Here is a 17,088-nt window from a genome sequence, read left to right as displayed (position 1 = left end):
GCTCAGAACGCAAGACGCGGCGCGACATAGCCACCGTAGTCCGACGTGGAGACGCCGGTTCCCTGGGTCCGCATCGTGTAGCCTGCTACGAAGTGCCCCTGGATGTATTTGCTGTTCTGACCGACCGAGCTGTCGATATATAAAGCGGCGAATGCGACGATCGGGACGGACGTCTTGCTCGCGATTTGCGTGCCGACCGGCAGGAGGACAGTGGTTCCGGTGGGGACGTTGCTATAGACGACGTCCTTGACGCCCGGCTGGACGTAGATGTTGTCTCCGATCGACAGCGAGGTCGGATTGCCGGAATTGATCAGATTGATGATCGCGGTCGTGTCGTTGGCGATCGTGTTGAACGACGTCCACTGTCCCGCCTCGCACGACGAGCCATAGGTTTGACCGTTGCCGATCTGGAACTCGTAAGGCTGGCCTTTCGCGTCGACTTTGGGCGCATTCGTTTTTGAATCCCAGTACTGGTTGTACACGCACTGATCCATGACCACGGGAAAGAGCGATCCGGCCGGCACCGTGGACGGCGGTGCGATGATCGCGACGGCCGTTGCGCTGTCGGCCGTCGTCGGTACGCCGAGCAGCGAGCCGAGCAGCAGCGACACCAGCCCGCCGTTGCTCGAGGCATTGCGGGCGATCGTCACCTGCACCGCGGGTTCGGGCATTTGCCCCGATGGCGCTGGCAGCGTGACCTGGCTTGGGGCGAGCAGCGTGGGCGAGGATGCCGCGACGTCCCAATATCCCGCTTTGACCGCGCCGCTGGAAAGCGTGACACCATCCGACTTGTTCAACGCGATGGCGGTCGTGGCGGACGCGGCCGCCGCCGTCCAGTTCGGTCCGCTCGTGCTGCCCCGGGAGAGCGCCCCGGCCCCGGCGAGTGCCGCCGCGTCAGCGCCGTTTTGCAGTTCGCCGCTGACCGTGAAGACACGCGGCAAGTCGATCGCAAAGGCGCCAATGATCAGCAGGGCGGTGAACGTCAACAGGAACCAGAGCGTGACCGCCCCGCGCGAGCGCGATCGTGCCGTTGCCAACGGGTGCGGGTGCGGGCGCCGGCCGTGGCGCACCGGCGACCGATAGCGGGCGGCTGCTGCCCGGCCCGGAGGCACGCGGGACGGCGCGCGGGAAGACACGCTGGAAGACACGCGGTTATTCACAGTTTTTCACCGCGACGGCGGTAACGGTGATGGGGCCTGTCAGCACGCTCAACGCCGAGCCGAGCACGACCCCGTTGTAGGTGTACGCGATGCTCACCTGAAGCGGATTGCTGCTGCCGGCCGTTGCGCAGCCCCCTGCGGGGCTCACCGTCACGGTTGGAGGCGTGGCGGTGCCGCTGGTTACCAGACCGTTGTTCGTATAGGCGAGCGCGACATTCCTGATCTGGGTTTGCGTGTAGGTCGGCACGCGCAGCACTACGCCCTGGCGCGCCGCTTCCCCGGCGGCATTCGTGATGACGGCCTTGTCGCAAAGGAGCATGCTCACGTCGACGATGCCAAAGAGCATCATCAGCAGGAACGGCAGCACCAGCACGAATTCGAGCGAGACGACGCCGCGCGCATGAACGCGGGCGCCGGGGCTCGCGCGCCCGCGCGCCTTCATTGGAGCGCTCCGACACGCGCGACGCTCGCTGCCGATACCGGCTGGGTTTGCGCCGCACCCGCAGCGCTCGCATCTGGCCCGGCGGCGGCAAGGCGCTCGCGCAGTTGCCGGTAGAAGCGCAGATTGTCATCCGCCGAGTCGGGCGGCATGTCGGTGACCAGGATACGCCTCGCGGCCTCGTTGTTGCCGAGCAATCCGTAGGCCAGCGCGAGGTTCTCGCGCGCCTGGGGCGGCGCGTCGGGCAAGCCCGCGACATCGAGCAGGACATTGGCGCCGGCGCGCACGTCACCCGCCAGGATGAGCGAGAGGCCCAGGTCCGCCTTGAGGCCTGCGACTTCCGGGTGTTGCTGCAAGGCGGCCCGATAGACCGCCTGCGCTTGAGGGTGCTTGCCTTCGAGATCGAGCGTCGCGCCCAGGCCTTCGGCGGCTACGGCATGCTCAGGGTGAGCCGCGAGCAGTTTCCGGTAGCGCTGCTCGGCTTCGTCGAGCCGTCGCTGGCGCAGCGCGACGCGTGCGAGCCCGAGCATGGCGCGCGCATCGTCCGGCGCACTGGCTGCAACCCGCGCATAGAGGACGCCGGCGCGCGCGAGATCGCCACTTTGATACATCGCGTCGCCGAGGCCGAGCTGGGCGGCTTTCGATTGCGGATCGGCCTTCAACTGCTTGCCGAAAAGCGATATGGCCAGCTGCGTATCTCCGGCTTCGAGCGCGCTTTCGGCGACATGCATGTCGGCTTGCGCATCGGGCAGGTGCGTGGCGGCAGGCTGCGGCGTCACGAAGTGATTGCTGGCGCATCCCGTGGCGAGCAGCGCGGCGGCCAGCGGTGCCAGCAGCGTCAGCAGCGCGGTGAGTGTCCTGCGCGCAGGCATGGGTCGAGATGGGATCAATTTGAACTCCTGCATTCCTGAAGCGCTCAATGGCCGCGGAACACGGCGATGAGCCGAATGACGGCTGGGCCCGCCGCAATGAGCGAGACGGTCGGCATGATGAAAAACATCATCGGCATGGTCATTTTTGGTGCGAGCTTGGCGGCCTTTTCCTCGAGCGCGACCATCTGCATGGCCCGCTCGGTGCGCGACAGCGTGCGCAGCGATTGCGTGATCGGTGTGCCGTACTTTTGCGACTGCACGAGGGTGGTCACCAGTGCGCGCATGGTGGACAGGCCGACTCGCGCCGACATCGCATTGAGCGCCTGCGCGGTGTCGCTGCCGATGCTGAGCTCGTCCGCCGTGACCGTGAATTCATCGGCGAGCGGCGGGCAGATCACGCGCAGCTCGCGCGCCACGCGCTTGATGGCGACGACGAGGCTATTGCCCGCGTTGGTGCAGACAACGAGCAGGTCGAGCGCATCGGGCAGCGCGGCCGCGATGGCGCGGCGACGATGCCGGACGAAGAACGCGAGCGCATATTCCGGCAACATCATGCCGATGACGAATGCGCCCGCCATCAGCAGCGCCCGGATCACGAATATCTGGCCGGCCGCGGGCAGATGCCCGCCAAGGGCGATGGCGCCGAGCGCGAAACAGGCGCCCACGACGATCTTGAGCCCCGAGAGAACCGCCACCGCGCGGTGGTCGCGAAATCCCGCGCTGGCAAGACGCATGGCGACTTTGGCGCGGTCTTCGGCCTGCACGACCGGCAGCCGCTCGCCGAGTGCGGCGATGCGTCTTGCGAAGCGCTGCGGCATGCGTTTGGCGACATCGGCCGTCGCGCTGCTGTCGACGCCCATGACGCCCACGCGGGCCACGGCTTGCCGTGTGCGCTGGGCAATGCGCGCGCGCTGGCCCTTGTCGCGCATGGCGAGCCACAGCGTGAAGCCGGCAAGCAGGACGAGCAAGGCGGCATTGCGCCAGAAGTCGGCGTTCATCATCGCGAGGTGTCCAGGTTCGAAATCTTGTTGATGAGCCAAAGTCCGATCGTGAGCAGCACGGCGGCGAGGGTGAGGATCTTGTGTCCGGCCCGGGTATGCGTGAGCATGTCCAGGTAGGGCCGATTCACGATGTAGATAAACCCCATGAGCGCGAACGGCACGGCTGCAATCATCTTGCTCGCGAGCCGTCCCTCCGCCGTGAGCGCCTTGCTTTTTGCGCGGATGTCGCGCCGCATGCGCACGATCCCCGAAAGGTTCTCGAGCGTATCGCCGAGATTGCCGCCCGTTTCGCGCTGCAAGATCAGGCAAACGGTAAAGAACGAGAAGTCGGCGAGCCGCATGCGCGCTGCTGCCTGTTCGAGCACGTCTTTCAGGTCGGCGCCAACGAGCAGGGCATCGCCCATCGCGCGAAAGGTCGTCCGAACCGGCTCGTCGCTTTCGACCCCTGCCACGCAGATCGCCTGCACAACGGGAATGCCGGCGCGCACCGCGCGGATGATGAGGTCGATCGTATCGGGAAAGATCGCGAGAAAGCGGTTCCTGAAACGCGCGATCAACCACTGGTAGGCCGCGCGCACGACAAGCACGGGGATGACGATGCAGCCGAGCACACGCAGTACGGGGCCCACGGGAGCGAGCGCGGTGCCGATCACCGACGCCATGAGCGCCACGATCGCGACGACGTAAAGCGCACGAATGCCGCCCGGCCCACTGACCGTATGGATGCGTTCGTGCCAGGCCGGGATGATCGCAAAAAGGGCGTCCTGATTCGCGAAGCGGCGCTTGGGCTGCAGCAGTTGCGCCTGCTGCTTCGCGTCGTGCTCGACGAGGGCGGCCTTGCTCTCATCGCGTACCGTGATTACGCGCGCGCGGATGCGCGTGCGCGGCTGCTGGCGGGCGATGCTGCGCAAGGAATGGACGATGAGCCCGACCATCACGAGAGCAAAGAAGGCGCCAAAGCCGATGATGTCCGCGGATCTCATGATTGCATCGCCGTGAGCAGCGCCTCTTCGAGGCCGAAGTAAGCAGCGCGCTGAGCGAACACGGGCCGCAGCGACGAGCATTCGAACGTCCCGCGCACCTGCTCTTCGTAAGCGGTGCCGTTGTAGCGGAAGGTGAACAGGTCCTGCGTGATGACGACGTCGCCTTCCATGCCCGCGATCTCGGTCACGTGGGTCACGCGCCGCACGCCGTCACGCATGCGCTCGACCTGCAGGATCAGATGGACGGCGCTGGCGATCTGTCTGCGAATCGACATTAGCGGCAGATTGCCGTTGGCCATCATCACCATGCTCTCGAGCCGCGTGATCGCATCGCGCGGCGTGTTCGCGTGGATCGTCGTCATCGATCCGTCGTGGCCCGTATTCATTGCCTGCAGCACGTCGAATGCTTCAGTGCCGCGCGTCTCGCCGAGGATGAGCCGGTCCGGGCGCATACGCAGCGCGTTGCGAACGAGGTCGCGCTGCGAGATGCCGCCCAAGCCTTCGCTGTTTTCGGGGCGCGTCTCGAGACTCACGACGTGCGGCTGCTGGAGTTGCAGCTCGGCGGCGTCCTCGATCGTGACCACGCGCTCGGCTTCGTCGATGAAGCGCGAGAGCGCATTGAGCAGGGTGGTCTTGCCGGAGCCGGTGCCGCCCGATATCACGACGTTCAGGCGGCACGCGGTGGCGATGCGCAGCACGTCCACCATCTGCGTCGAGATATTGCCCTGCTGCGCCATGCGGCCGAGCGTGATGTTGCGCTTGGCGAACTTGCGGATCGAGATCGATGCGCCGCGCAGGGCGATCGGCGGCAGCACGACGTTGACGCGGCTGCCGTCGGCAAGACGCGCATCGACCATCGGACTGCTTTCGTCGACGCGCCGCCCGATTGCCGCCGCGATGCGCTGCGCCACGTTGATGACGTGCGCGTTGTCGCGGAACTTCAGCGGCGTGAGCTCGAGGCGGCCGCCGCGCTCCACGTAGACCTGGTCCGGCCCGTTCACGAGAATGTCGGTGACCCGCTCGTCGGCGAGCAGCGGCTCGATCGGCCCGATGCCGAACATGTCGTTGAGAATCTCATCGACGGCGAGCGTCTGCTCGGTCAGCGTCAGCGACAAACGCTCGCGCGCCGTCGTCTCGGCTGCGATCTGCTCGATGCCCGTGCGCACTTCGGCGCGCGACATCATGAGCGCCGCCGACATGTTCATCGATGAAAAGACGGCCGAACGAATCGCCTTGAACGTCTCGGAGCGGATCAGCGCTTCGTGGCGGTCCGCGCTCGAGAGGCTGGCGGCGGCGTGCGGCCCTGCCAGCGAGGCCAGCGGCGCTTCGCGCCTGCCTTCTTGCGGCTCGGCGGCAGCGGCGGCGCAGGCCGCGCTGCCTGGGTCATCGGCGGATGCGGCGCATGCGCCTGATGCCGCTGATGCGCCTGAAGCGGGCGAGGGGCAGCCGGCGAGGGGGTTGCGGCGGCCGAACATCAGCTTGCCCTCCGCGTGGGCACGAGGCGCTTGTACCACGGCTCGCGTGGCACGGCCGCCTCGCTGCCCGTGATCGCATTGGCGAGCGACACGATGGCCGCGGCGAACGGCGAGCGTTGTGCGTTGGCAAGCGTTGGTGCTTCGCCGAGGTTTTCCGCGAGCGCGAGGCTCTGCGGCTCGTAGGGCAGCGAATGCACGGAGCCGCGTGCGAGCGCGTTGACGAAATCGTCCTCGCGAACGCGTCCTGACACGGGTTGCCGCGCCTCGTTGAGCAACACCGTGATGGCGGGCGTGCTGTCGAGCGTTTGGGCAAAACGGCAAAGGCGTGCCGCTTCGCGTGCCGAATGCACGGAGAGATCGGCCACCACGTGGATCGTCGAGCTCGCGTCGAGGGCTTCCTCGACGACCCGGCCGGCGCGCCCCGGCAGGTCGAGCATGATGTAGTGAAAGTGGTGCTTGAGCATCGCGACGAGCTCGCCTAGCGCACCCTGGCGCAGGGTGAACTCCTGGTTGTACGGAAGTTCCGAGGCCAGCACGAGAAGGCGGTCGCTCTGCGCGACGAAAGCCTGATTGATCAATTGCTGATCGAGCCGCTGCGGGTTTTGCAGTAATTCGATGAGGCCGTTGTTGGCGGCGACGCCGAGCATCGAAGTGGCCGCACCGCCGTAAGGGTCGAGGTCGATGTAGGCAATGCGGCGCCGCGTTGCATCGGCGAGATGAGACGCGAGCGCCGTTGTGATCGTCGTGACGCCGACGCCGCCTCGCGCGCCCACGAACGAGAGCACCTTGCCCATGCGTGTCGACGCGCCGCCGCCCGTGGATGTGAGCGCGCGCCGCACGAGCTCCGCAGTGAGCGGCTTGACGAGATAGTCATGCACGCCGATGTGCAACAGGCTGCGAAAGAGCCCGACATCGTTGCGCTCGCCCACGACAATGACGGCGACCGAAGGATCGACGGCCTCGGCGAGCCGCGTCAGATCGGAAATCGGCATTGTCGATCCGGTGATATCGACGATCAGATGACGCGGCGACTCCTTGAGCGAAGACATGACCGCGACCGCATCGTCGAGCGAGCCGAGCGTGACATGCGAGGTCGCGATGCCCTGATCGATGACGACGCTTTTGATGACTTCCGTGCTTTGCGCGTCGGCGACGACGGCGATGAGTTTTTCGGCGCCGGACGGCTGTGCCCGGCGTTTGAGGATGGTCGATTCGAAAACGCCCATGGGTGCACGCTCCGTTATCGGGATCCCGTCGACGAGTTCGACGAGGACGGCGAAGATGACGTAGCGCTCGAATAGTCGGAGTTCAGCGGTTTCGTCCGGTCCTCCTCGTAGCGCCGCACTGCGCTCGCGGCGAGCGGCGCGTCCGCGCCCGCGTACGGCACGGGTGCGACGAGGTCAGCCGGCCGCGCGAGCATCGCGGCCAGGTTCGAGTAGGTCGCGCAGCCGAACGCCACGCCGGGCCGCGCCTGTCCGGCATCGAGCATGCCGGAGCGCTGGTTGAGCGCCGCGCACGCCGGGGGCGTCGCGTGGCCGCCGTCGCCGGGGGCAAAGCCGATCACCGACGGATCGGGCATGCCAATCGGCGGCTGCGCCGACATGCAGGACGCGAGGCCGGTGCTGACCACGCCGGCGAGAATCGTGGCAACGAGCGAGAGCCGGGGCTTCATCATGGTTCCCATGTCAGTGTCAGTAAACGAAGCCCGCAGCGCCAACAAGGCGCGGCGAATTACCCGAAAGCGGGTCGATCGAGAGCGACTGGCGCACGGCAAACTCGATGTCGCTGCTGGGCGTGATGACATCGTCCAGCGCGCCGTGCAACTGGCCCGGCCCGGTCGGCCCGACGATATACGGCGTCACGATGACGACGAGCTCCGACTTGTCGTTCTGGTATTTCGTCGACGAGAACAGCTTGCCGAGAACGGGCAGACTGCCCACACCGGGAAGCTGGGAGAGCACATCGCTTGTCGAGCTCTGCAAGAGTCCGCCGATTGCGAAGCTCTGCCCGCTCGAGAGCTCGACGGTGGTCTCCATGCGGCGAACCGATAGCGCCGGCACCACGATCGAGTTCAGCGTGACGCTGTTGCTCGGGTCGATCTGGCTGACTTCAGGCCGCACGTTCAGGCTGATGCGGTTGTCGGCGAGGACGGTAGGCGTGAAATTCAGCGCGACGCCGTAAGGCTTGTACTCGACCGTGATCGTGCTCGTCGTGCCGCTCTGCGGCACGGGGATCGGCAACTCGCCCCCGGCGAGGAAGCTCGCCGTTTGACCCGACATCGCCGTCAGGTTCGGCTCGGCCAGCATGGTCAGCAAGCCTTCCTGATCGAGCGCGTCGAGCACGCCTTGGATGTTCGTCTTGCCGACCTTGAATCCGCCAAGCACCGAGTACGCGCCGTTGGACTGGAGGTTGAAGAGATTCGTCGTCGCGTCCAGGATGGCGCGCCCGTTGAACAGCCCACCGAAGAAGTTGCCGCTCGCGGCAATGGCATTCCAGTTGATGCCGAGCTGTTGCGTGATGTTGCGATCCACCTCGGTAATGCGCACGCGCAGCAGCACCTGGATCGGGTGCGCGATCGAGAGGCGGTTCACGAGTTGCTCGTTGGCGTGAAGATACGGCTGCAGCGTCTGGACGATGGCATCGGCATCCGCTGCGCTCGGCACCGCGCCGGTCACCATCAATGAGCCGGGCGCGCCCGACACTGTCACCGCGAGTTTGGGAAAGCGCGCGTCGATAAGACGCTGGATCGAAGCCGTATCCGTGGACACGCTGATTGTCTTGCGCAGGATTTCCCGATTGTTGGGGCCGAGTGCGAAGAGTGTCGTCGTGCCGGACTTCTTGCCGAGCACGAAAACCGAGCGCGGCGTCGGCACATGGACATCGGCAACGTTCGGGTCGGCAACGAAGACGGCAACAGCGGGTTGCGGCAATTCGATTAACGTGCCGCTGCCTGCGGCGACCGACAGCACATCGGCGGGCGCCGCGGGCTCTTTTGCCCGTGCAGCATCCGCTCCCGGGCCGGCGAGTATGGCCATGGCAAGCAGCGCGCCGAACAGGGCGGTGACGGCAGGGCGGCCGCTAGCGTGGCGCTGCGCACCGTGTGAAAGCAGCTTGCCGTATGTGAGGCTGAACATGTGTCGTCCTATGATCCTGCGGCAGGGGCGGGGGCCGCTTGCGCCTGTGCGGGCGTGACGGGTGTCCCGGACGGAGTGGGCGCCGCGGGCGGCATGCCGCCAGGCAGCGGCGGCACCCCCGGCGCGCCAGTGGAAGTGCTGCCGGGCAATTCGCCGTCTGCCTGCTCGACCTTCGAGCCGCGGTAGATGACGACATGCGGCGCCTGTGCCGGTGCTTTCGTCTGGCGCGGTGCTGTTGCCGGCGCGCTCATGCCGCGTAGCGCGCGCGAGACGTCTCCGGCCCATACGGGCGGCGTGTGCGCCATGGCGATGTCCTCGGCGTCCGGTGCGTGCCTGTCGCGCGTAGCGAAACTGCGCAGCGCAAGCGAGAGCGTGCCGAGGTGCGCTGCCACCGTGATCGACTGTGCGCTCGCCGGCGTGACCTCGATAGTCACGGTGCGGGCATTGGTGCTCGGGGCGCCGTCATCATCCTTCGGACGACGAAACGCTGTGCCGACCGCGAGTACGCGCACGCGCTCGGCAACCGTTTCCGATTCGACGGCGCGCGCGGGATCGACATGAATACCTGTTTCGGTGCGCATCTGCTGTGTGAGCAGGATGTCGACATAATCGCCGGGCTGAATGAGCCCGGCGTTGCCCGACACGTCATCGACGGCAACCGAGATCGCGCGCATGCCGGGCTTGAGCGCCGCTGCAAGAAAACCTGGAGCGCCCGGCAAGATCACGTCGGCCACGCCAAGCGGCGTTCCTGCGCGAACCGCGTGCCGTAGCAGATCGCCCTTGAGGTCTTTGGGGTTGCCGGCTTCGGTGGCCTCTTCGACGAGTGCGCCGGACGGAACCTGATCACGTGGCACCGCTTTCCATACGAGGTCCGCGTCGCGCAGCAGCAATCCGTCCGGCAAATCGTCGGCTGCGGCGCGCACGTGCACCGTGGACGCATGAGCCGCGGCTTTCGGGTTCGATGCGGCAATGAACAGCGCGCGGATGATGAATGCGCCAATCGCGGCGATGACAACGAGCGCGACTAGCTTGATGAAATTTTGCATATGGGCGGCGTTGTATTCGGGCAAGCGGCGTAGACGCGGCGGGCGAGACTTCGGTTGAACTAAACAAGCAGTTGCAACATGGCAAGCGTCGTGCGATGGCCGGATGCGGGCTGCAGCCAGACCGCGACCAGGCCGCCCAACGCGAGCGCAACGCCATAGGGGACGCCGCGCGCCGGTGCGATCCAGCCAAGCCGCACGCTCACACCCGCGAGGGCGGGAATGCGCTGCATGCAGGCTACTGCGAGCATGACAAGGGCCACAAACAATCCGCATGTCGAAACGACTACCAGCACCGGCCACGATTGCGGCCCTGCCCAGAGGAAGACCGCAGCGGCGAGCTTCACATCGCCGCCGCCGAGCCAGCCCAATCGAAACATCACCGCAGCCACGACAAGCGCCGCCACGCCCGCCGCCACATGGATCTCGCACGCGGCTCGGCCGAACCCTGTCATCGCGGCGCTGACGAAATACAGGGCGGCGAATGCGGCCACGGCGGTATTTGGCAAACGCCGCATGCGCAGATCGCAACCTGCGAGCATGACGAGAGTCATGCTCGCAGCCGCTTTCACTATGCCCAGGTAAAACATCGTTTGCCGTATATGCGAGGAAGACGGTCTCCGGCTTGCACTGTTCATGCTGTGCCGGAGCATCACGAGCGCTAGATTGCGTTGGTTGCCTTGGTGATCAGCGTCTGGAAAAGCGCCTGGAAACCCGTGTTACCGGACAGGTACGTACCGAGCGCGACCAGGACAGCGACGATGATGCCGCCAAGAACCGCATATTCCAGCGAGCTGACGCCGCGCTCGTCGCGCGAGATGGAACGAATAAAACGCAGCATGAGAGGACTCCTTGTTGAAGTAACGCTTGCGTGACAATGCTTGCTATGCCGACTGGCCCCGAAGGAGGACGAACTCATCCCCCGAGACTCTTTAACGGCAATTGGCCCGCAAGCTTGAGCCCATTGCACGCGGCCTGGCATCCGGTGTGAATGCCTTCCCTGATGCGAATCGTATTGCCGGTCGCATTCATGTGATCCGTTGAATAGAGGCGTAAAGCGGCGCCAGTTTTTGCCTTATAAACGGCTTTTTGATCAGATGATTACAGAATGTTTTCGGCAGATATTTCCGCCTGAAAGGAAGGCGGTTGGGTGAAAACGGGGAGGGAGAGTGGATGGGTTATCGCGGCGAGGTACGCCGACGATTGTGCGATCGCCATGCAAAAGCACTGCGTGTTTTGCGAGGCCGCAGGATGGAATGAGGGTCGGGGAACAGGTGGCGCGAGCACTGGACAGGCGGAGCTCGACGGGGCGTTTCGCGCGCGGCGTTGATCAGCGCTTGAGCACCCGTCTGGGCTCCAGATTCGGCCCCGCGCCGGTGCGTGTCACCGTGGTCCGGTTCCGCTGCATCCGCCATTGATTAGCAGTCCCTGCTTTTCGATAAACGCGATTACCTGATCGAGGCCCTCGAGCGCCTTCAGGTTGCACATCACGAACGGGCGCTCGCCGCGCATCTTCTTCGCATCCGAGGCCATCACGTCGAGATTGGCACCCACGAGCGGCGCGAGATCGGTCTTGTTGATGACGAGCAGGTCCGACTTCGTGATGCCGGGGCCGCCCTTGCGCGGAATCTTCTCGCCGCCCGCCACGTCGATCACATAGATCGTGAGGTCCGAAAGCTCGGGGCTGAAGGTGGCCGCGAGATTGTCGCCGCCGGATTCGATAAAGACGATGTCCGCGTCGGGAAAGCGCGTGAGCATCTGGTCGACGGCTTCGAGGTTGATCGACGCGTCTTCGCGGATTGCCGTGTGCGGGCAGCCGCCGGTCTCCACGCCCATGATGCGCTCGGCGGGCAGGGCGCCCGCGACGGTCAGGAGGCGCTGGTCTTCCTTCGTGTAGATGTCGTTGGTGATGGCGACGAGATCGTAGCGCTCGCGCATCGTCTTGCAGAGCATTTCGAGCAGCGTGGTCTTGCCGGAGCCCACCGGGCCGCCTACGCCGACGCGCAGCGGCGGCAGTTTCCTGGTACGTCTGGAGTGCGGATTCATGGTTCGTGTGCGTGTGTGTGTGTGTTCAGTCAGACGGCTAGGAGCGCTAGGAGCGAAAGAGCCGCGAGTATTGCGATTCGTGCCGTGCGCTCAGAATGCCGAGCTGGGGCGCGAAGGTGTTGAGCGCGTCGGGCGGCGTGGCGAGCGCGCGCGCGACCGCGCTTTCGATGGCTGGCCGCAGCGCGACCACGATGCGCTGCCCCGCGACCTGCCCGAGCGGCACCGCCTTGAGCGCGGCGGCGACCTGGTTCTCGACCCAGCTGAACGCATAGGCCGCGAGCGTGGCGTCGGCCGACGCGTCATGCGCGAAGGCCGCAAAGGCAAATGCGGTGGGCTGCGCGATGGGCGTCATGCATTCGAGCGTCGCGCGGCGCGCGGCATCGCCCCATTCGAGCTGAGCGCAAAGCTGGCGCAGCGACCAGCCCATCTGCGAGGTCTCGCGGCGCAGCTCCGCCGATTCGCGGCTCGCGACGAATTCCTCGTTCACTTCGATCAGCGCATCGGCGTCGTGTGTGCGCCAGCGTTCGAGCTGATGCGCGATGAACGGCAGCTCGCCGGGCGCGAGCACGTTCGCGAGGCCGCCTGCGATCCAGTGCGCGGCGTCGTCGGCGTTGGCGACGAGCCCGGCGTCGATGGCCGCTTCGAGCCCCTGCGAATAGCTGAACGCGCCGATCGGCAGCGCCGGCGAAGCGAGATGCAGCAGCGCGGTGAGCTCAGCGATGTTCATGGCTGTGGTCGTGCGCGTGGCCGTCGCAATGACCGTGATCGTGGCCGCAGTCGGCGCCGTGTGCGTGGTCGCCATGGTCATGATGGTGGGCATGCCCGTGATGCTCGTCGAACACGCTTTGCGCGAGTGCATAGTCTTCGGCGAAGGTTTCGTCGTGACCATGACGATGTCCTCCGCCATAAGCGCCGGCTTCGGGCTGGAACGGCAACTCGGCGCGCTCGACCCGCGCACCGAGGCGCTTGAGCATGTCTTCGAGCACTGGATCGGCTTCGAGCTTGAGTGCGTCGATGTCCACTTCCACGGGCGTATGGCGGTTGCCGAGGTGATACGCGGCGCGCATGAGCGTGAGGCGCTCGGGCGCGCGCACGAGCAGCACGCTTTGCTGCGCGGCGATCACGCGCACGAGGCCGCCGTCGTCGGCGACCAGCATGTCGCCGTCGCGCAGCACCGTGCCGCGCGGCAGCACTACACCCACTTCCTCACCCGAATCGAGCGTGGCCGCGAAGCGGCTCTTGCAGCGCGCGTCGTACGCCAGCGTGAGCGTGGGCGCGCGCTTGATCAGCACGGGTGCGAGCTTCGCGTTGAGTCGTTTGTCTATCGTGCGCATGTCGGACTAGCGTTTTCAGGCTTCAGAACAGGAAATAGCGCTGCGCCATCGGCAGCACCGTGGCGGGCTCGCAGGTCAGCAACTGGCCGTCTGCGATCACCTGATAGGTTTCGGGATCGACACTGATCGAAGGTTGCCACGCGTTGTGGATCATGTCGGCTTTCGTGACGTTGCGGCAGTTGCGTACCGCCACTATGCGCTTTTGCAGGCCGTAGCGCTCGGGCATGCCTTTGTCGAGCGCAAGCTGCGAGACGAACGTGAGCGAGGTCTGCGTGAGCGCGCGCCCGCGCGTGCCGAACATCTCGCGATAATGCACGGGCTGCGGCGTGGGAATCGATGCGTTCGGGTCGCCCATCTGCGCCATCGCGATCATGCCGCCCTTGAGGATCATCGCCGGCTTGACGCCGAAGAACGCCGGATCCCAGAACACCAGGTCGGCCCACTTGCCGGGCTCGATCGAGCCGAGCTCGTGCGCGATGCCATGCGTGAGCGCCGGGTTGATCGTGTACTTCGCGACATAGCGCTTCACACGGAAGTTGTCGTTGCGCGCGCTGTTGGCACCCCCATCCTCGGGCAACGCGCCGCGCTGCACCTTCATCTTGTGTGCGGTCTGCCACGTGCGGATGATGACTTCGCCCACGCGGCCCATCGCCTGGGAATCCGAAGAGAGCATCGAGAGTGCGCCGAGGTCGTGCAGGATGTCTTCGGCGGCGATGGTCTCGCGGCGGATGCGCGACTCGGCGAACGCGATGTCCTCGGCAATCGACGGGTCGAGGTGATGGCACACCATCAGCATGTCGAGATGCTCGTCGAGCGTGTTGATCGTGTAGGGGCGCGTGGGATTGGTCGACGAGGGCAGCACGTTGGCCTCGCCGCATACCTTGATGATGTCGGGCGCGTGGCCGCCGCCCGCGCCTTCGGTGTGGTACGTGTGGATCGTGCGGCCCTTGAACGCGTTCACCGTCGCTTCGACGAAGCCGCCTTCGTTGAGCGTGTCGGTGTGAATGGCCACCTGGGTGTCGGTGGCGTCGGCGACGGTGAGGCAGTTGTCGATGGCCGCGGGCGTCGAGCCCCAGTCTTCGTGCAGCTTCAGGCCGATCGCGCCCGCGGCGATTTGCTCTTCGGCGGGTTTTGGCAGACTCACGTTGCCCTTGCCGAGAAAGCCGAGGTTGATCGGCCAGCCGTCGGCGGCCTGCAGCATGCGCTCCATGTGCCACGGGCCCGGCGTGCAGGTCGTGGCGTTGGTGCCGGTGGCGGGGCCGGTGCCGCCGCCGATCATCGTCGTGACGCCCGAGGCGAGTGCCTCGTCGATCTGCTGCGGGCTGATGAAGTGGATGTGCGTGTCGATGCCGCCCGCCGTCACGATCTGGCCTTCGCCGGCGATCACTTCGGTCGAGGCGCCAATGGGGATCGTCACGCCCGGCTGCACGTCGGGATTGCCGGCCTTGCCGATGCGCCAGACTCGGCCGTCCTTGATGCCGATGTCGGCTTTCACGATGCCCCAGTGGTCGACGATCACGGCGTTGGTCACGACCGTGTCGGCCACCTCGGCTGCGAGGCGCTGCGACTGGCCCATGCCGTCGCGGATCACCTTGCCGCCGCCGAACTTCACTTCGTCGCCGTAGACCGTGTAGTCGCGTTCGATCTCGATGAGCAGGGCGGTGTCGGCGAGACGCACGCGGTCGCCGGTCGTGGGGCCGAACATTTCCGCGTAGGCGCGGCGGCCGATCTTCAATGTCATATCGGAATCCTGATGAATTCGGAGGCGGGCGCCGCGCTCAGAGCGGGCCCATGACCTTGCCGTTGAAGCCGTAGACGGCGCGCTCGCCCGCGAACGCGACCAGCTCGACGGTGCGCTCCTGGCCGGGCTCGAAGCGCACGGCGGTGCCCGCCGCAATGTTCAGGCGAAAGCCGCGCGCGGCCTCGCGCTCGAACGAGAGCGCTTCGTTGACTTCGTAGAAGTGATAGTGCGAACCGACCTGCACGGGGCGGTCGCCGGTGTTCGCGACGGTCACGGTCACGGTTTCGCGGCCCGCGTTGAGCTCGATTTCGCCGTCGTCGATCAGCATTTCGCCGGGGATCATGAGCGGCACTCTCAAGGAATCGGATGGTGGACGGTCACGAGCTTCGTGCCGTCGGGGAAGGTGGCCTCGACCTGAATGTCGGGGATCATCTCGGGCACGCCTTCCATCACGTCGTCGCGCGTGAGCAGCGTGGTGCCGTAGTGCATGACCTCGGCGACGGTCTTGCCGTCGCGGGCGGCTTCCATCAGCGCGGCGCTGATGAAGGCGACCGCTTCCGGATAGTTGAGCTTGAGGCCGCGCGCGCGACGCCGTTCGGCGAGCAGCGCGGCGGTGAAGATCAGGAGCTTGTCTTTCTCGCGTGGCGTGAGCTTCATCGTTTTTAATAAGTTGGAACGGCTAACCGGGGGCCAACCATCCGGGCCCGATCGTGCCGCGTCAGCTTACGGCAGCGAGGTTACGGGCAGCTTGCAGTTCCTTGGGATCGCGCGGACATGGCGATGCAGGCATTACGCAAGGTGTATGCCAATGACGGGACACTTTGAATGCACCTTCGCGCGGAATTTGCGCACCTTGTTGATGCATCGATGCGCTTCGATGGCGTATAGACGCGCCGACGTGGTGCGTGAAAGGGGCGGTGGGGGTCAGGTCGTCCAGAGGCGCAGCGGCGCTGCCGTTACGCCGTGCACGATCGGGCGCAGCCGGCTCCAGCACTGCGCGAGCGTTTGCTGCAGCGGCTCCATCGAGCGCGCGATGACGCGCACCAGCAGCACGCCTGGCGCAACGCAGGTGGCGCCCGCGCGCAGCGCGTCGTCGAAGGGGAGCGTGAGCGCGAGGTCTTGCGCGAGCGCCTCGTTGCAGGCCGGGCCAACGGCCCACAGCATGCCGAACGCCGGATAGCCGGCGAGGCCCTGGGGAGCGTCGCGCAGCGGGTCGGCGGCGTCCATGAGCGCGCGTTCGAACCAGAGGAGTTGTTCGTCAGCACCGGGTGCGGCGGCGCGCGCGACCCGAGTGAGCGAGCGCACCATGCCGGCCGACCAGCGCTCGCCGGCGGCCTGGCGGCCGAGTTGCACGGCGTCCCAGCCGATCGCCGTCGCGCTTTCGGCGAGCGTGAGCGAGAAGTCGAGCTCGGCGTGCGCGTGATCGAAGACGAGATTGTTCTGCGGCAGCCAGTCGAGACTGGCGTTCGCGCCCACGCGCAGCTTGATGCGCTGGCGCGCCACGCGGCCATTGGACTTGTACCACTTGGTGGCGCCCGGCGTGGTGAGCACGGCATGAGCGCCAGCGCCGACATTCACGTCGATGTCGAGCCGGTCGCCACCCGCGATGCCCGCCGGCGGATGCACGATCACCGCGTGACAGATCGCATCGCCTTCGGGATAGAGCGGTCGTTGCACGCGCAACGGTCCCGTGTGCAGCCGGTGCGCGAGCGTCGTGCGCTCGCCGCGAAGCTCGAAGCCGAGTTCGAGTTTCGCGGCCCATTCGTGATGAATCGGGTTGCGCGAGGCGGGGCTGGCGGGCGCGGCGAGATCTTCGTGAAGCGGCATGCGGAAAATATGGGGCAGGTGCGGGCGGCGACT

19 protein-coding genes are annotated in these 17,088 nt (G+C 66.1%); all 19 read right to left on the bottom strand.

Features of this window, described 5'->3' with window-relative positions; translation table 11 throughout:
• Window positions 1-2: 2 nt before the first annotated feature.
• The 19 genes from PWP93_RS09340 to PWP93_RS09250 all read right to left on the bottom strand — a co-directional run bounded on the left by PWP93_RS09340 (window position 3) and on the right by PWP93_RS09250 (window position 17,055).
• Window positions 3-1,037: a TadG family pilus assembly protein gene (locus PWP93_RS09340; RefSeq protein ID WP_421045055.1), complete on the bottom strand. Its 1,035-nt coding sequence runs from the start codon at window positions 1,035-1,037 to the stop codon at window positions 3-5.
• A gap of 115 nt (window positions 1,038-1,152) precedes the next feature.
• A complete protein-coding gene (locus tag PWP93_RS09335; RefSeq protein WP_421042321.1) occupies window positions 1,153-1,602 on the bottom strand; it encodes a TadE/TadG family type IV pilus assembly protein in 450 nt (149 codons plus the stop codon).
• The gene (locus tag PWP93_RS09330; protein ID WP_421045054.1) at window positions 1,599-2,471 is read right to left on the bottom strand and encodes a tetratricopeptide repeat protein; all 873 of its coding nucleotides are present in this window, start codon (window positions 2,469-2,471) and stop codon (window positions 1,599-1,601) included. The genes PWP93_RS09335 and PWP93_RS09330 overlap by 4 nt, the downstream gene beginning before the upstream one ends.
• 44 nt (window positions 2,472-2,515) lie before the next feature.
• Complete coding sequence (locus PWP93_RS09325; RefSeq protein ID WP_421023355.1) at window positions 2,516-3,472, bottom strand: type II secretion system F family protein; 957 nt, start codon at window positions 3,470-3,472, stop codon at window positions 2,516-2,518.
• Entirely contained in the window at window positions 3,469-4,455 is a 987-nt protein-coding gene (locus PWP93_RS09320) for a type II secretion system F family protein (protein ID WP_421044259.1), read from the bottom strand. Before PWP93_RS09320 ends, PWP93_RS09325 begins: the two co-directional genes overlap by 4 nt.
• Window positions 4,452-5,930 carry a CpaF family protein gene (locus PWP93_RS09315; RefSeq protein WP_421044258.1) on the bottom strand — a complete coding sequence of 493 codons (1,479 nt, stop codon included), beginning with the start codon at window positions 5,928-5,930 and terminating at the stop codon, window positions 4,452-4,454. Before PWP93_RS09315 ends, PWP93_RS09320 begins: the two co-directional genes overlap by 4 nt.
• Window positions 5,930-7,156, bottom strand: a complete 1,227-nt coding sequence (locus tag PWP93_RS09310) for an AAA family ATPase (protein WP_421044257.1) — start codon at window positions 7,154-7,156, stop codon at window positions 5,930-5,932. The genes PWP93_RS09315 and PWP93_RS09310 overlap by 1 nt, the downstream gene beginning before the upstream one ends.
• A 14-nt stretch (window positions 7,157-7,170) precedes the next feature.
• Window positions 7,171-7,614 carry a CpaD family pilus assembly lipoprotein gene (locus PWP93_RS09305; protein ID WP_421044256.1) on the bottom strand — a complete coding sequence of 148 codons (444 nt, stop codon included), beginning with the start codon at window positions 7,612-7,614 and terminating at the stop codon, window positions 7,171-7,173.
• Between the two features lie 7 nt (window positions 7,615-7,621).
• Window positions 7,622-9,064 carry a type II and III secretion system protein family protein gene (locus PWP93_RS09300; RefSeq protein ID WP_421044255.1) on the bottom strand — a complete coding sequence of 481 codons (1,443 nt, stop codon included), beginning with the start codon at window positions 9,062-9,064 and terminating at the stop codon, window positions 7,622-7,624.
• 8 nt (window positions 9,065-9,072) lie between these two features.
• Window positions 9,073-10,110: a Flp pilus assembly protein CpaB gene (cpaB, locus tag PWP93_RS09295; RefSeq protein WP_421044254.1), complete on the bottom strand. Its 1,038-nt coding sequence runs from the start codon at window positions 10,108-10,110 to the stop codon at window positions 9,073-9,075.
• Between the two features lie 59 nt (window positions 10,111-10,169).
• Entirely contained in the window at window positions 10,170-10,661 is a 492-nt protein-coding gene (locus PWP93_RS09290) for an A24 family peptidase (protein WP_421044253.1), read from the bottom strand.
• Window positions 10,662-10,768: 107 nt separating this feature from the next.
• Entirely contained in the window at window positions 10,769-10,948 is a 180-nt protein-coding gene (locus PWP93_RS09285; protein WP_421044252.1) for a Flp family type IVb pilin, read from the bottom strand.
• 542 nt (window positions 10,949-11,490) lie between these two features.
• A complete protein-coding gene (gene ureG / locus PWP93_RS09280) occupies window positions 11,491-12,153 on the bottom strand; it encodes an urease accessory protein UreG (RefSeq protein ID WP_421044251.1) in 663 nt (220 codons plus the stop codon).
• A 46-nt stretch (window positions 12,154-12,199) separates the two neighbouring features.
• On the bottom strand, window positions 12,200-12,880 hold the full coding sequence (locus PWP93_RS09275; protein WP_421045053.1) for an urease accessory protein UreF: 681 nt from the start codon (window positions 12,878-12,880) through the stop codon (window positions 12,200-12,202).
• A complete protein-coding gene (gene ureE / locus PWP93_RS09270; RefSeq protein ID WP_421044250.1) occupies window positions 12,867-13,487 on the bottom strand; it encodes an urease accessory protein UreE in 621 nt (206 codons plus the stop codon). The genes PWP93_RS09275 and ureE overlap by 14 nt, the downstream gene beginning before the upstream one ends.
• A gap of 22 nt (window positions 13,488-13,509) precedes the next feature.
• A complete protein-coding gene (gene ureC, locus PWP93_RS09265) occupies window positions 13,510-15,228 on the bottom strand; it encodes an urease subunit alpha (RefSeq protein WP_421044249.1) in 1,719 nt (572 codons plus the stop codon).
• Window positions 15,229-15,265: 37 nt separating this feature from the next.
• On the bottom strand, window positions 15,266-15,571 hold the full coding sequence (locus PWP93_RS09260; protein ID WP_213297028.1) for an urease subunit beta: 306 nt from the start codon (window positions 15,569-15,571) through the stop codon (window positions 15,266-15,268).
• An 11-nt stretch (window positions 15,572-15,582) separates the two neighbouring features.
• The gene (ureA, locus tag PWP93_RS09255; RefSeq protein ID WP_017773123.1) at window positions 15,583-15,885 is read right to left on the bottom strand and encodes an urease subunit gamma; all 303 of its coding nucleotides are present in this window, start codon (window positions 15,883-15,885) and stop codon (window positions 15,583-15,585) included.
• Between the two features lie 267 nt (window positions 15,886-16,152).
• On the bottom strand, window positions 16,153-17,055 hold the full coding sequence (locus PWP93_RS09250; protein ID WP_421044248.1) for an urease accessory protein UreD: 903 nt from the start codon (window positions 17,053-17,055) through the stop codon (window positions 16,153-16,155).
• Window positions 17,056-17,088: the final 33 nt, after the last annotated feature.

Origin of the sequence: Paraburkholderia sp. A1RI-2L (assembly GCF_048957375.1) — a bacterium.
Classification (GTDB): domain Bacteria; phylum Pseudomonadota; class Gammaproteobacteria; order Burkholderiales; family Burkholderiaceae; genus Paraburkholderia.
The sequence above is the reverse complement of the archived record's forward strand: the minus strand, read 5'-3'. Positions and strand labels throughout refer to the sequence as shown.